This window comes from Campylobacter sp. CFSAN093260 (genome assembly GCF_012890095.1).
In the GTDB taxonomy this organism is placed as follows: domain Bacteria; phylum Campylobacterota; class Campylobacteria; order Campylobacterales; family Campylobacteraceae; genus Campylobacter_D; species Campylobacter_D jejuni.
On the sequence record NZ_CP040618.1, the window covers coordinates 501,381 to 516,508 of the forward strand.

At 32.2% G+C, this 15,128-nt stretch carries 17 protein-coding genes and 1 other RNA gene; 17 read left to right on the forward strand and 1 reads right to left on the reverse strand.

Going from position 1 to position 15,128, the window contains the following annotated elements; all coding sequences use genetic code 11:
- Positions 1–8: 8 nt before the first annotated feature.
- The 17 genes from sucD to FBF22_RS02680 all read left to right on the forward strand — a co-directional run bounded on the left by sucD (position 9) and on the right by FBF22_RS02680 (position 14,791).
- Positions 9–878, forward strand: coding sequence for a succinate--CoA ligase subunit alpha (sucD, locus tag FBF22_RS02600; protein WP_002855278.1), 870 nt, complete (start codon positions 9–11; stop codon positions 876–878).
- Between the two features lie 14 nt (positions 879–892).
- The gene (locus FBF22_RS02605; RefSeq protein ID WP_002884521.1) at positions 893–1,204 is read left to right on the forward strand and encodes a 4Fe-4S binding protein; all 312 of its coding nucleotides are present in this window, start codon (positions 893–895) and stop codon (positions 1,202–1,204) included.
- An 8-nt stretch (positions 1,205–1,212) separates the two neighbouring features.
- Complete coding sequence (locus FBF22_RS02610) at positions 1,213–2,337, forward strand: 2-oxoglutarate synthase subunit alpha (RefSeq protein WP_002818913.1); 1,125 nt, start codon at positions 1,213–1,215, stop codon at positions 2,335–2,337.
- Entirely contained in the window at positions 2,338–3,183 is an 846-nt protein-coding gene (locus FBF22_RS02615) for a 2-oxoglutarate ferredoxin oxidoreductase subunit beta (RefSeq protein WP_002818915.1), read from the forward strand.
- Positions 3,180–3,737: a 2-oxoacid:acceptor oxidoreductase family protein gene (locus FBF22_RS02620; protein ID WP_002812564.1), complete on the forward strand. Its 558-nt coding sequence runs from the start codon at positions 3,180–3,182 to the stop codon at positions 3,735–3,737. Before FBF22_RS02615 ends, FBF22_RS02620 begins: the two co-directional genes overlap by 4 nt.
- A gap of 138 nt (positions 3,738–3,875) precedes the next feature.
- Positions 3,876–4,139, forward strand: a complete 264-nt coding sequence (locus FBF22_RS02625; RefSeq protein WP_002854834.1) for a DUF2018 family protein — start codon at positions 3,876–3,878, stop codon at positions 4,137–4,139.
- A gap of 2 nt (positions 4,140–4,141) precedes the next feature.
- Positions 4,142–4,678, forward strand: coding sequence for a hypothetical protein (locus FBF22_RS02630; RefSeq protein WP_002855217.1), 537 nt, complete (start codon positions 4,142–4,144; stop codon positions 4,676–4,678).
- A gap of 13 nt (positions 4,679–4,691) precedes the next feature.
- A complete protein-coding gene (locus tag FBF22_RS02635; RefSeq protein ID WP_002858511.1) occupies positions 4,692–5,585 on the forward strand; it encodes a hexaprenyl-diphosphate synthase in 894 nt (297 codons plus the stop codon).
- Positions 5,585–6,883: a glutamyl-tRNA reductase gene (hemA, locus tag FBF22_RS02640; protein ID WP_002884520.1), complete on the forward strand. Its 1,299-nt coding sequence runs from the start codon at positions 5,585–5,587 to the stop codon at positions 6,881–6,883. Before FBF22_RS02635 ends, hemA begins: the two co-directional genes overlap by 1 nt.
- The gene (locus tag FBF22_RS02645) at positions 6,867–8,576 is read left to right on the forward strand and encodes a proline--tRNA ligase (protein ID WP_020837007.1); all 1,710 of its coding nucleotides are present in this window, start codon (positions 6,867–6,869) and stop codon (positions 8,574–8,576) included. The genes hemA and FBF22_RS02645 overlap by 17 nt, the downstream gene beginning before the upstream one ends.
- A complete protein-coding gene (gene fxsA / locus FBF22_RS02650) occupies positions 8,573–8,962 on the forward strand; it encodes an FxsA family membrane protein (RefSeq protein WP_002854991.1) in 390 nt (129 codons plus the stop codon). Before FBF22_RS02645 ends, fxsA begins: the two co-directional genes overlap by 4 nt.
- Complete coding sequence (gene hemC, locus FBF22_RS02655) at positions 8,959–9,882, forward strand: hydroxymethylbilane synthase (RefSeq protein WP_002820769.1); 924 nt, start codon at positions 8,959–8,961, stop codon at positions 9,880–9,882. Before fxsA ends, hemC begins: the two co-directional genes overlap by 4 nt.
- Positions 9,879–11,681: a menaquinone biosynthesis decarboxylase gene (locus tag FBF22_RS02660; RefSeq protein WP_002867682.1), complete on the forward strand. Its 1,803-nt coding sequence runs from the start codon at positions 9,879–9,881 to the stop codon at positions 11,679–11,681. Before hemC ends, FBF22_RS02660 begins: the two co-directional genes overlap by 4 nt.
- Positions 11,682–11,837: 156 nt before the next feature.
- Complete coding sequence (locus FBF22_RS02665; RefSeq protein WP_002858519.1) at positions 11,838–12,203, forward strand: FlaG family protein; 366 nt, start codon at positions 11,838–11,840, stop codon at positions 12,201–12,203.
- Positions 12,204–12,205: 2 nt separating this feature from the next.
- On the forward strand, positions 12,206–14,137 hold the full coding sequence (fliD, locus tag FBF22_RS02670; RefSeq protein WP_002884515.1) for a flagellar filament capping protein FliD: 1,932 nt from the start codon (positions 12,206–12,208) through the stop codon (positions 14,135–14,137).
- An 11-nt stretch (positions 14,138–14,148) separates the two neighbouring features.
- Complete coding sequence (fliS, locus tag FBF22_RS02675; RefSeq protein ID WP_002776169.1) at positions 14,149–14,535, forward strand: flagellar export chaperone FliS; 387 nt, start codon at positions 14,149–14,151, stop codon at positions 14,533–14,535.
- Entirely contained in the window at positions 14,516–14,791 is a 276-nt protein-coding gene (locus tag FBF22_RS02680; protein ID WP_002776186.1) for a hypothetical protein, read from the forward strand. The genes fliS and FBF22_RS02680 overlap by 20 nt, the downstream gene beginning before the upstream one ends.
- Here FBF22_RS02680 and rnpB read toward each other — a convergent pair.
- Positions 14,789–15,109: RNase P RNA component class A (gene rnpB, locus FBF22_RS02685), an RNA gene on the reverse strand. The two genes, FBF22_RS02680 and rnpB, sit on opposite strands and share 3 nt — an antisense overlap.
- Positions 15,110–15,128: the final 19 nt, after the last annotated feature.

Consider the following 15,128-nt stretch of genomic DNA (forward strand, 5'->3'; position numbering starts at 1 on the left):
GATGGAAAATGAGTATATTGGTTAATAAAAATACAAAAGTAATAGTTCAAGGTTTTACAGGTAAAGAAGCAACTTTTCACGCTGAGCAATGCATGGCTTATGGTACAAATATAGTTGGAGGTGTCACCCCTCATAAAGGCGGACAAACTCATTTAGGTAAACCAGTTTTTGATACCGTTGCAGATGCGGTTAAAGCAACAAAGGCTGATGTGAGCTTGATCTTTGTCCCTGCTTTTGCTGTGGGTGATAGCGTGATTGAAGCAGCTGATGCGGGTATTAAGCTTGCAGTTGTAATCACCGAGCATACGCCTGTAAAGGATATGATGTTTGCTAAGCAATATGCCAATAAAAAGGGTATGAAAATCATTGGACCAAATTGTCCAGGTATTATCACTTCTGAAGAATGTAAGTTAGGTATTATGCCAGGTTTTATTTTTAAAAAAGGTTGCGTGGGGCTTATTTCAAAAAGTGGAACTTTAACTTATGAAGCTGCTAATCAGGTAGTTCAAGGTGGTTATGGAATTTCTACTGCAGTAGGAATTGGTGGTGATCCTATCATAGGTCTTGCTTATAAAGAACTTTTAAGTGAATTCCAAAAAGATGATGAAACTAAAGCTATTGTAATGATAGGTGAAATTGGTGGTAGTTTGGAAGTGGAAGCGGCTAAATTTATTAAAGAAAATATTAGCAAACCTGTGGTAGCATTCATTGCAGGTGCAACTGCTCCTAAAGGCAAAAGAATGGGGCATGCAGGTGCCATAGTAGGAAGTGCTGATGAAAGTGCTGCAGCTAAAAAAGAAGCTTTAAAAAGCTATGGAATTCATGTGGTGGATTCTCCGGCTTTGATTGGTGAAGAAATTCAAAAAATATTAGGTTAATAAAGGAAAAAAACATGAGTATGACAGCTCCAAAAGATACCCCTGTTTGGGTAGATGAGCATAGATGTAAAGCATGTAATATTTGTGTTAGCTATTGCCCCGCTGGGGTTTTAGCTATGCGCGATGATGTGCATGCGGTTTTAGGACAAATGATAGAGGTGGTACACCCTGAATCCTGTATAGGCTGTACCGAGTGTGAGACACATTGCCCTGATTTTGCTATTATGGTGGCAAAAAGAGAGGAATTTAAATTTGCCAAACTTACTGCTGAGGCTAAAGATAGAGCTGTAGCCGTAAAAAATAACAAATACAAAAAATTAGCATAGGAAAAATAATGAGAGAAGTTATAGCAACAGGTAATGTTTTAATCGCCAAAGCTGCGATTGATTGTGGATGTAAATTTTTTGGAGGTTATCCTATTACACCAAGTTCTGAAATTGCACATGAATTAAGCCATATGCTTCCTGCAAATGATGGAACTTTTATACAAATGGAAGATGAAATTTCGGGTGTAAGTGTGACTATTGGTGCTGCTATGAGTGGCGTAAAATCAATGACCGCAAGTAGTGGTCCTGGAATTTCGCTTAAAGCAGAGCAAATCGGTCTTGCTTTTATCGCTGAAATTCCACTTGTTATTGTAAATGTTATGCGTGGTGGTCCTTCAACAGGTCTTCCAACAAGGGTGGCTCAAGGGGATTTATTTCAAGCAAAAGCACCTACTCATGGGGATTTTGCTAGTGTGGCTATCGCACCAGCGAGTTTAGAAGAAGCTTATACAGAAACCATAAGAGCGTTTAATTTGGCTGAAAAGTATATGACTCCTGTATTTTTACTTATGGATGAAACTGTAGGGCATATGAATGGTAAAGCGGTATTGCCTGATTTAAAAGATATAGAAATTATTAATCGTAAAAAATTCACAGGCGATAAAAAAGATTATAAACCTTATGCAGCGGGCGAAAATGAACCTGCAACACTCAATCCATTTTTTACTGGCTATCGCTATCATGTAACCGGACTTCATCATGGAGATATAGGTTTTCCAACAGAAGATGGCGCTATAGTTAAGAAAAACATGGAAAGACTTATAGGTAAAATTAAAAACAACCAAGATGATATTTGTACTTATGAAGAATATATGCTTGATGATGCTGAATTTTTAATCATAGCTTACGGAAGCGTAAGTCGTTCTGCTAAAGAAGCTATCAATAGGCTCAGAGAAGAGGGTATTAAGGTAGGACTTTTCCGCCCTATCACACTTTATCCTGTAGCTGAAAAGAAAATTGCTGAAGTGGTAAGCAAATTTAAAAAGGTAATGGTAAGCGAATTAAATATGGGACAGTATCTTGAAGAGATTGAAAGAGTAACTTCGCGTCGCGATTTTATTAGTTTGCACCGTGCAAATGGTCGTCCTATCACTCCAAGTGAAATTATTGCTAAGGTAAAGGAGAATATATAAATGGCTTTTAATTATGATGAATATCTAAGAGTAGATAAAATGCCTACTCAATGGTGTTGGGGATGTGGCGATGGTGTTGTTTTAAAATGTATTATCCGCGCGATAGAAAAACTTGGTTGGAATATGGATGATGTTTGTCTTGTTTCGGGTATAGGTTGTAGTGGCAGAATGAGTTCTTATGTAAATTGCAATACCGTGCACACTACTCATGGTAGAGCTATTGCTTATGCAACAGGCATAAAACTAGCCAATCCTAGCAAACATGTTATTGTAGTAAGTGGCGATGGTGATACTTTAGCAATTGGTGGAAATCATACTATACATGGATGTCGTAGAAATATAGATTTAACTCATATTGTAATCAACAATTTTATTTATGGGCTTACTAATTCTCAAACTTCTCCAACTACTCCAAAAGGTTTTTATACAGTAACTGCACAATTTGGAAATATCGATCCAAATTTTGATGCTTGCGAATTAACTAAAGCCGCTGGAGCTTCTTTCGTGGCAAGAGGAAATGTTATTGAGGCAAATAAATTAGAAAATTTAATTTATAAAGCTTTAGCACACAAAGGTTATAGCTTTGTTGATGTTTTCTCAAATTGTCATATTAACCTAGGTAGAAAAAATAAAATGGGTGAAGCAGTGGCTATGCTTGATTGGATTAAAAATCGTGTTGTGGATAAGTCTAAATTTGAAAGTATGGATTTTGAAGAAAGAAAAGATAAATTCCCAACAGGTGTTTTATATGAAGATAGCACGCAGCCAGAATATTGTCATGCTTATGAAGAAGTGCGTCGTGCAGCCAAAGAAAAAAGAATGGTTGATTTAGGAGCCTTAAAATGAAATATCAATTAAGATTTGGTGGTGAGGGTGGTCAAGGTGTTATCACCGCAGGAGAAATTTTAGCAGAAGCAGCCATTAAAGAAGGTCGTCAAGCTTTTAAGGCTTCTACTTATACTTCACAAGTGCGTGGCGGTCCTACTAAGGTGGATATTATCATTGATGATAAAGAAATTTTATTTCCTTATGCTGTAGAAGGGGAAGTAGATTTTATGCTTTCGACTGCAGATAAGGGTTATAAAGGTTTTCGTGGGGGTGTAAAAGAAGGAGGTATTATAGTTGTAGAGCCAAATTTAGTACATCCTGAAAGTGAAGATTATAAAAAATGGCAAATTTTTGAAATCCCTATTATTACCATAGCTAAAGATGAGGTAGGAAATGTGGCTACTCAATCAGTTGTTGCACTTGCAATTGCTGCTTATATGAGCAAATGTATAGATTTAGATGTTTTAAAAGAAACTATGCTTCATATGGTTCCTGCAAAAACTCGTGATGCAAATGCTAAAGCTTTTGATCTGGGTGTAAAATACGCCACTCAAGCAAAACCATATTCATAATAAATTCCGCATCATGCGGAATTTAACTTCTAAAATTTTACACATTGCAAATAAAATTTAAATTTTAATTATTTTAATTTAGCTACTTTTAACGATTAAAATTTTATAATCAAAAACTTATATTTTCAAGGAAAATTAATGGATTTTTTTGATGAAATGTTTAATAAAACTCCAAAAGAAAAATTTATAGAAATTATACAAAATGGAAATTTAGGAGCCTTAGAAAAAGTTTTTGAGGAATTTTTTGCTGATCATATTGCTATGGTGGAACTTTTGGAAAAACAAGGTCTAACAGAAATGGATGTAAAAAATTTCATATTAGAAAATGGTGATTTCATAGAAGAAAGGCAAAATGATATTTATATAGAATTGGGCGCAAAAATTTTAGGACACGAAGGCTAAAATTGTTTAAAATAAGCCCCTATTTAATTTGTATTTTTTTTATTTTTAGTAATGTTTTAGCATCTGAACCAACTTTTGATTATACTTATAAATTTATACTTAAAAAAGATGAGAGAGCTAGTGTGCAGATTAAAGAAATAGGCTATGAAGATAAGGTGCAAAATTTTGATTTTTATTGGACTTTGTTTGATAATACTAATATCATCGTACATTCGAAATTTCGCAAATATCCGCGTCAATTTGTGATGAGTTTAAGAAGAAATTTAGATTGGGTAACTCAAACTTTAATACCTGATTATACCAATCCACACATTGATAGAGCAAGACTTATTTTAGAATTTAGTGGTTATAATAAAGGTTTGGCAACTTTTACGGTTTATATAGAAGATAAGGAATCTCGCTTAATGGTAGAATTTTTAGATCCGAGAAAAAAAGCTTTACAAAATCCACCGCAAAATAATCAGGTTGTTCCTATGATTAATTTTAACGAACCTCAGGTAAAACCATTAACAAGCAAAGAAAATAATAATAGCAATTAACAAGGAAAAGATAGTGCAAAAAATAGATGAATTAATAAAACAGTTTTTAGAAGAACTTGGCTATGAACCTATTTTAAATATGCTTTCAAATGTAAAATCAGGAAAGAAATTACGCTCTAAATTATTATTAGCTATCGCAGATGAGAGTGAGATTGCTTTTAAAATTTGTGCAGCTATAGAATTGATACATCTTGCTAGTTTATTACATGATGATATTATCGATGAGAGTGAATTAAGGCGTGGGGCAAGATCTGTTAATGCTGAATTTGGTACAAAAAATGCTCTTATGTTGGGCGATATTTTGTATTCAAAAGCCTTTTATGAATTAAGTAAAATGGATGCTAGATTTGCAAGTATTATTTCAGACGCTGTTGTAAAGCTTGCTATAGGCGAACTTATGGATGTTGATTTGGGAGAGAAATTTAATATCAATAAAGAAGCTTATTTGAAAATGATCTATAATAAAACAGCTGTTTTGATCGAAGCAAGTGCGAGATGCGGAGCTATTTTGGCTGGATTATATGAAAAAGATTTTGCAGAATATGGAAAAAATTTAGGACTCGCTTTTCAGATGATTGATGATATTTTAGATATTAAGAGTGATGAAAAAATTCTTGGAAAACCTGCTATGAATGATTTTAAAGAGGGTAAGACTACCTTACCTTATATTTATCTTTATGAAAATTTACAAGAACAAGATAGGATATATTTGCAGACTTTATTTAAAAAAGATTTAAATGAAAATGAAAAAGAGTGGCTAAAAACTAAATTTGAAGAACAAAAAGCTTTAGAAAAAGCTATTTTAGAAGCTAAAACTTATGCAAAAAAGGCTAGTAAAGCGATTGAAAAATATGATAATAACAAGCTTAATGATATTATTAAAGCTATGATAGATAGGGAATTTTAATGTATTATTGTATATCTTTTACTCATAAAAATACAGATATTGCCTTAAGGGAAAAGTTAAGCTTTTCCAATGAAGCTAAAAAAAGTGAGTTTTTAAAAATCATTAGCACTCATGAAAATATTGAAGAATGTTTGGTTATAAGTACTTGCAATCGTGTTGAAATTGTTGCTTTTGTAAAAATGGCCTGTGCGGAGTTTATTGTTAAATCTTTGGCTTTACTTTGTGATGTTGATAAAGATATTTTACTTGAAAAAGCTGATATTTTTGAAGATAGTGGAGCAATCCACCATCTTTTTTCTGTAGCAAGTTCTTTGGATAGTTTGGTGGTTGGAGAAACTCAGATAGCAGGACAATTAAAAGATGCCTTTGCTTTTGCTGTAAAAAATAATTTTTGTGGAGTACACCTTTCAAGAGCAGTACATAGTGCTTTTAAATGTGCTGCTAAGGTACGCAATGAAACTCAAATTTCTAAAAATTCTATTTCTGTAGCTAGCGTTGCCGTGGCAAAAGCAAAAGAACTTGCAGATTTAACGCAAAAAAAAGCTGTTGTTATTGGAGCTGGAGAGATGGGAGAACTCGCGGCAAAACATTTAATTGCTGCGGGTGCTAAGGTGATTATTTTAAATCGTGATTTACAAAAAGCTAAAGATTTGTGTGAGAGACTTGGTGTTTTAAGCGAATATGATAGTTTAGAAAATTTAAAAAAATATTTAAATCAATACGAGTTTTTTTTCTCAGCTACCAATGCACCAAATGCTATTATTACAAATTCTTTAATAGAAGAACTTTCTTATAAAAGGTATTTTTTTGATATTGCAGTTCCAAGGGATATTGATATCAATGAAAATGAAAATATATCTGTTTTTGCTGTAGATGATCTTGAAATTGTGGTTCAAAAAAATTTAGCACTAAGAGAACAAGAAGCTCGTATGGCTTATGGGATAATAGGTCGTGAAACAAGTGAATTTTTTAGGTATTTAAACGATTTGGCTTTGATGCCTATTATCAAAGCTATACGCTTGCAAGCTAAAGAATATGCAGATAAACAACTTGAAATTGCGTTAAAAAAAGGATATTTGAAAAAATCTGATAAAGAAGAGGCTAGAAAGTTGATTCATCAAGTTTTTAAGGCTTTTTTACACACGCCTACTATGAATTTGAAACATTTACAAGGTAAAATGCAAAGCGATACAGTGATTAATGCTATGCGTTATGTTTTTGATTTGCAAAATAATCTTGAAGGTTTAAATCAATATAAATGTGAATTTGATATGGAGAATAATGATGAGATTTACTAAATTTTATGCACCAAGTTTAAAAGAAGCGCCAAAAGATGCGAGTTTACCTAGTCATATTTTTTTAACGCGTGCAGGTTTTGTAGAACAAATTGGTAGCGGACTTTATAATTTCTTGCCTTTGGGAAAAAGAGTTTTAGATAAGATTAAAAATATAGTTAAAGAAGAAATGGATAAGGCTGGAGCACAAGAAGTAAATCTTAGTTTTATCACTCCTGCAAGTTTGTGGCAAGAAAGTGGGCGTTATAATGTTTTTGGAAAAGAACTTTTGCGTTTTAAAGACAGAAAAGAAAATGAATTTGTTTTAGGTCCAACACATGAAGAAGCTATGCTTTCTTTGGTAAAAAACAAAATCACAAGCTATAAACAACTTCCTTTGCATTTATATCAAATTGGACTTAAATTTCGTGATGAAGCAAGGCCTAGATTTGGGCTTTTAAGATGTCGTGAATTTCTAATGAAAGATGGATATAGTTTTCATGCTAATGAAGAAGATTTAGGGCGTGAGTTTGAGCTTATGTATAAAACTTATTCTCAAATTTTACAAAGAATGGGGCTTGATTTTAGAGCAGTTGAAGCTGATAGTGGGGCTATTGGTGGAAGTGGCTCTAAGGAATTTATGGTTTTAGCAAAAAATGGGGAAGATGATATTTTAATTTGTGAAAATTGTGATTATGCGGCTAATGTTGAAGCTGCAAAAAGAGCTAAAAAAACTTGTCAAGATGAGCGTCCTGAAGCAAATTATGCAAGTAAATTTCACACTCCAAATATTAAAACTATAGATTCTTTAGCACAATTTTTTAAAATTAATGCTTTTTATACGATTAAAGCAGTGGTAAAAAAAGCTATTTATGAAAATGAAAGTAAATTAGTTGTGTTTTTTATAAGAGGAAGTGATGATTTGCAAGAGGTTAAGGCTCAAAATGCTTGCAGTGCCCTTGAACTAGTCGATGCGAGCGAAGAAGAATTGGAAAAAGCTGGCTTAGTAGCTGGTTTTATAGGTTTTGTGGGATTAAAAGATATAGATTTTTATATAGATTTTGAGCTTGAAAACGAAAAGCAAATGATTATGGGTGCGAATGAAAAAGATTATCATTTAATCGGTATTGATGTTGTAAATTTAAATAAAGATCGTTTTAAAGATTTGATTGAAGTTAAAGAAGGGGATTGCTGTGTTAAATGTGGAGCAAAATTAAAACAAAGTAAAGGTATAGAAGTAGGGCATATTTTTAAGCTAGGACAAAAATATTCTAAAGCGATGAATGCAAATTTCTTAGATGAAAATGGCAAAAGTCAGCCTTTTTATATGGGATGTTACGGCATAGGTGTTTCACGCTTGTTGGCTGTAGCTATTGAAGCAAGTCATGATGAAAAAGGATGTATTTGGAATAAAACTTTAGCTCCTTTTGTGCTTGAAATTATTGTTTCAAATCTCAAAGATGAAAAGGCTTTAGAATTTGCCAATAAGCTTTATGAGGATTTAACTAATCTTGGATTAGAAGTCTTGCTTGATGATAGAAATGAGCGTTTTGGGGTTAAAATGAATGATTTTGAACTTATGGGTTTTCCTTATGCGTTAGTTATTGGCAAGGGATTAGAAAATAATGAAATAGAGCTTATCCAAAGAGAAGATTTGGTAAAAGAACTTATAAAAACTGATGAACTTATGGAAATTCTTAAAAAGAAAGTGTTATGAATTATAAATTAAGTTTAAGTCCTTTATTTGTACTTGAAATTATTGCAAGTATACTTTTTATAGTGTTTTTTGGTTTTGGTAATTTTTTATTTTTCATACTTTTGAGTATGATTTTTGGTGCGGTTTTATTGGGAATTTTTTGGAAAAATATGCTTGAATTTCAAATGGGTGGCTTAAAGGATATGTTAACACAATTTTCTTTTGTTATCGCAGGGTTTTTACTTGTTTTTCCAGGGATTATTACAAGTGTTTTTGGAATTTTTGTATTTTTCTTTGGTATTGCTTTGAAATTAATAACTAAATCAAAATATCAATACACCAAGCAAGAGTATCAAAATTCTAATGAAGAAATTATTGATGTTGAAATTATAGAGGATAGAAAATGAAGCTTATTATTGCAACAAGAAAAAGTCAATTAGCTCTTTGGCAAAGTGAACATGTAGCCCAAATTTTAAAAAATACACATCAAATTGAAGTGCTTTTAGAAGGTTTTAAAACAAAAGGCGATGTTTTGCTTGATTCTCCTTTGGCAAAAATTGGTGGTAAAGGACTTTTTACAAAAGAACTTGAAGAAAGTATGTTAAGAAAAGAAGCACATTTAGCAGTGCATAGTTTAAAAGATGTGCCTAGTTTTTTTCCTCAAGGTTTAGTTTTGGCAGCGGTAAGCAAAAGAGAGCAAAGCAATGATGCTATGCTAAGTCAAAATTATAAAGATTTTCTTTCTTTACCAAAAGGTGCAAAAATAGGCACTACTAGTCTTAGACGCAAGATGCAGCTTTTATTATTAAGACCTGATTTAGATATTATTTCTTTGCGTGGTAATGTCAATTCTCGTATAGAGAAATTAAAAAATAATGATTTTGATGCGATTATTTTGGCAATGGCGGGAATTAAACGCTTAAACTTAGATAAGCAAGTGAATTTTGTTTATGAATTTAGCAAAGATGAGCTTATTCCTGCGGCTTCTCAAGGAGCTTTAGGTATTGAAAGCATAAATGATGAAAAAATTTTAGAACTTTTAAAATGTTTAAATGATGAAAATGCTTTGATTGAAACAAGCATTGAAAGAGAATTTATTGCTACTTTAGAAGGAGGTTGTCAAGTTCCTATAGGTATTAACGCAGAGCTCTTGGGAGATGAAATTTGTGTGCGTGCGGTACTTGGACTACCCGATGGAAGTGAAATTTTAAAAGATAAGAGAATGATTAAAAAGAATGATTTTAAAGGTTTTGGAGAGAGTTTGGCTAAGGAGTTTATTGCTAAAGGTGCTAAAGAACTTTTAAAAAAAGCTGAGAGTATGATATGAAAGAATTTATTCAAATTTTAAAAGAAAATGATCTTTTAAGGGTAATTGAAGAACCTGTAGATGTAGATCTTGAAATCGCTCATTTAGCCTATATAGAAGCTAAAAAAGGAGAAAAAGGGAAGGCTTTATTATTTAAAAATCCTATAGATAAAAAATTAAATAAACAATATAAATTTCCTGTTTTGATGAATACTTTTTGCAATGAAAAGGCTTTAAATTTAGCTTTTGGACGTGATTATGAAGAGGTGGCTGAAGAAATTTCAAAACTCACCAAGCTTCATATTCCTACGAGTTTTAAAGCAAAAATGGATTTTTTTATGAATTTGTTAAGTTTTAAAAATATTCCTCCTAAAAGACTGAAAAAAAATAAAGCCTTGTATGATTATGAAATTTTAAACTCACTTGAAGAACTTCCCATACTAAAAACTTGGGAAGATGATGCGGGTAAATTTATTACCATGGGGCAAGTTTATACACAAAATTTAGATAAAACTCAAAATAATCTTGGAATGTATCGTTTGCAAATGAGTGATAAAAATGAACTTTTAATGCATTGGCAAATTCATAAAGATGGGGCAAATTTTTATCACGAATACAAAAATGCTGGTTTTAAAAAAATGCCTGTAAGTATAGCCATAGGTGGAGATCCGCTTTATATTTGGTGTTCTCAAGCACCTTTACCTAAGGGAATTTTTGAACTTTTACTTTATGGTTTTATTAAAAAAACTCCTGCAAAAATTACTCCTTGTGAAAATGGTATTTTTATACCTTATGATAGTGATGTGGTTATTGAAGGTTATGTGGATTTAGAAGAGTTTAAAATCGAAGGTCCTTTTGGAGATCATACGGGTTTTTATACTCCTGCTGAACTTTTTCCTGTGATGAAAGTAGAAAAAATTTATGCTAAAAAAGATGCGATCTATCAAGCAACGGTTGTAGGAAAGCCTCCTTTAGAAGATAAGATCATGGGGCTTGGTACCGAAAGAATTTTTTTACCCTTGCTTCAAACTTCAGTACCTGATTTAATTGATTATAATATGCCTGAAAATGGGGTCTTTCATAATCTTATCTTAGCAAAAATCGATGCAAAATATCCCGCTCATGCGCAACAAATTATGCATGCATTTTGGGGAGTAGGGCAAATGAGTTTTGTTAAGCATGCAATTTTTGTGGATAAAAATGCACCTTCTTTGAAAGATTATGATGCTTTAATTCCTTATATGTTAGATCGTTTTAATACAAAGAAAATTTTAATTTCAGAAGGAATTTGTGATCAATTAGATCATGCTTCACCTAATTCTTGTTTTGGGGGTAAAGCAGGACTTGATGCTTGCGAAGAAATACAAGTTGAAGAGCTTGAAATTTTAGAAGATGAAAAATTACTAGAACTTTTTAAAACTAAGGTAGAACTTTTAAATTTAAAGCAATTTTATAAAGAAAGTAAAAGTCCTATAGTTTGTATTTTGCTTGATAAAAAAGAAAAAATCGAACAAAGTTTTGACAAACTTTTAGAATTTAAAAAACATTTTAGGATTTTAGTATTTTTAGATGCTGAAAATAAGCTTGAAAATTCTTATATGCTTGTTTGGCGTGTGGTAAATAATATAGATGCTAAAAGAGATATTTTTATCAAAGAAGAAAGACTTGGAGTAGATGCAAGTGCTAAAGGTGAAGCTGAGGGTTATTTAAGAGCTTGGCCTAAGCAAACAGATTGCACTAAAAGCGTGATAGAAGATTTGATCTTGCGTAATATTTTAGAAAATAATCCAGATCTTTTTAATAAATTTGAAATTTTTTAAGATAATTGAGATTTATTTTAAAATTTTGGCACAGTTTTTGCTTATTATTTTTTTATTATTGAAAAATAAAATTTTCTTTATAGGTGTTCATAAATTTATAAATTTGTCGATATAAGCTTTTAACTAGCAATAGGAAATTTTAAAAAGGATTTTAAAATGGAAATATCGAAGGCAAATGGGCAAATGGATACAGCTTTGGCAAACATTAGCCAAAGAACAAGTGAGACACAGGCTAGTTTAAACATTCAAACCGATAGAAGTCAAAGCCAAGGAGGCGATGATGGACAGCAACGAGGTGTGAGTGAAAAGTTAGCTGATATTACAAAAAAGTTAAATGAGCAAATGGATTCTCTAGATACCAATGTTCGTTTTGGTTATAGTGATAAAATCGGTTCTATGTATATTAGCGTGACTGAAAAAAGTACTGGAAGGGAAATCCGTCAAATTCCTAGCGAAGAAGCTATGAGATTAGCTGAGTATTTTAGGGATGTGATAGGAATGATATTTGATAAGGAGAGTTAAAAATGGCATTTGGTAGTCTATCTAGTTTAGGATTTGGTTCTGGGGTTTTAACTCAAGATACTATAGATAAATTAAAAGAAGCAGAGCAAAAAGCTCGTATTGATCCTTATACTAAAAAAATTGAAGAAAATACAACCAAACAAAAAGATTTAACAGAAATCAAAACTAAATTACTAAGTTTTCAGACGGCTGTTTCATCATTAGCTGATGCTACGGTTTTTGCGAAAAGAAAAGTTGTAGGAAGTATTAGCGATAATCCTCCAGCAAGTCTTACAGTTAATTCGGGTGTTGCTTTACAAAGCATGAATATCAATGTTACTCAACTTGCACAAAAAGATGTATATCAAAGTCAAGGATTGGCAAATGACAGTGGTTTTATTAATGCAAATTTAGCTGGAACCACCGATCTTACTTTTTTTTCAAATGGCAAAGAATATACTGTTACGGTAGATAAAAACACAACCTATAGAGATTTAGCTGATAAAATTAATGAAGCTAGTGGAGGAGAGATTGTCGCTAAGATTGTAAACACAGGAGAGAAAGGCACTCCTTACCGCTTAACTTTAACCAGTAAAGAAACAGGCGAAGACAGTGCGATAAGTTTCTATGCTGGAAAAAAAGATGCGCAGGGTCAGTATCAAAGTGATCCAGAGGCAGAAAAAATATTTTCAAATCTTGGATGGGAATTAGATAAAACGACTCAGACTATTGATCCAGCTAAGGATAAAAAAGGTTATGGTATTAAGGATGCTTCTTTGCATATCCAAACTGCGCAAAATGCAGAATTCACACTTGATGGTATTAAGATGTTTAGATCAAGTAATACTGTTACCGATCTTGGTGTAGGAATGACTTTAACTTTAAATAAAACAGGTGAAATTAATTTTGATGTACAGCAAGATTTTGAAGGTGTGACAAAAGCCATGCAAGATTTGGTGGATGCTTATAATGATTTAGTAACCAATCTTAATGCTGCAACTGACTATAATAGTGAAACTGGAACAAAAGGAACTTTACAAGGCATCAGTGAAGTAAATTCAATACGCTCAAGCATTCTTGCTGATTTGTTTGATTCTCAAGTTGTTGATGGAACTACTGAAGATGCAAATGGTAATAAAGTAAACACTAAGGTTATGCTTTCTATGCAGGATTTTGGCTTAAGTTTAAATGATGCAGGCACTTTGAGTTTTGATTCTTCTAAATTTGAACAAAAAGTTAAAGAAGATCCAGACTCTACTGAAAGTTTTTTTTCAAATATTACTAAATACGAAGACATTAATCACACAGGAGAGGTAATTAAGACAGGAAGTTTAAGTAAATATCTTAATTCCAATGGAGGTAATACTAATGGTTTAGCATTTAAACCAGGAGATTTTACTATAGTTTTTAATAATCAAACATATGATTTATCTAAAAATTCTGATGGTACTAATTTTAAATTAACAGGGAAAACAGAGGAAGAATTGCTTCAAAATTTAGCTAATCATATAAACAGTAAAGGTATTGAAGGCTTAAAAGTTAAGGTTGAATCCTATAATCAAAACAATGTTACAGGGTTTAGGTTGAATTTTAGTGGAGATGGTAGTTCGGATTTTTCAATCAAAGGAGATGGTAGCATTCTTAAGGAATTAGGTTTGTCTGATGTAAATATAACCTCTAAGCCTATAGAAGGTAAAGGTATTTTTTCAAAATTAAAAGCCACGTTGCAAGAGATGACTGGAAAAGACGGTTCAATTACAAAATATGATGAGAGTTTGACAAATGATATTAAATCATTAAATACCTCTAAAGACTCGACTCAGGCTATGATTGATACAAGATATGATACAATGGCGAATCAATGGTTGCAATATGAGAGTATTTTAAATAAACTCAATCAACAGCTAAATACTGTGACTAATATGATTAATGCGGCAAACAATTCTAATAATTAAGGATAAAAAAGATGCAAAATAATTTAGCCTATAATGCTTATTCTCAAAATCAAGTGGGGATAGAGTCCCCGCAAAAACTTATTGAAATGCTTTATGAGGGAATTTTGCGTTTTTGTGCAAGAGCTAAAGTAGCCATAAGAAATGAAGATATAGAACAAAGAGTGTATTTTGTAAAAAGAACCACGGCTATTTTTATAGAGCTTATTAATACTTTAAACTATGAAAAAGGCGGAGAAGTGGCACATTATTTAAGCGGGCTTTATACAAGAGAAATTCAACTTTTATCTTTGGCAAATTTAGAAAATAACGAAGATAGAATCAATGAAGTTATAAATGTAACCAAAGGTTTGCTAGAAGCTTGGAGAGAAGTGCATAACAATGAAACAGTGGCTCAGTGATTTTAAACTTGCATTAATCCAAGAAGATGTCAATAAACTTGAAAATTTACTTGATGAACTTGATATGAAAGCTTTTATTAAAAATTTAGCCAAAGAATCGCCTTCAGAAGATTTTTTAAAAGAAAATGCAAATGATGTATTTTATCAAGTTCAAGCTCTTTTGCAAGAAGCTGTTATACTGATTGAACAAAAGAAAAAAACAAAAGCTGTTGAAATTCAAAAATTTCAAAAAGCGTTGACATATTTTAAATCTTAAAAAAGCATAGCGATAAGCCGAGTTCTGTCTTGAATGCTCATTTATCTAGTTTTGTTTTTGCAAACAAAATCAAGCGAAGGGTTAAAACAAAGACGCTAACCATCCCTTCTTGCTGCACATTGGGTTTACATAGCCGAAATTGTTACCAAAATCGCTGGTGGGCTTTTACCCCGCCGTTTCACCTTTTCCACTTGCGTGGTAGTTTTCTTTCTGTTGCACTATCCCTTAGGTTACCCTAGCCATCTGTTAGATGGAATGTTTGTCTTTAGCAGCTCGGACTTTCCTCTCCTAAAAAGAAGCGAGCATTTACTATGCTTTAAATTTGGATTTTAACGTA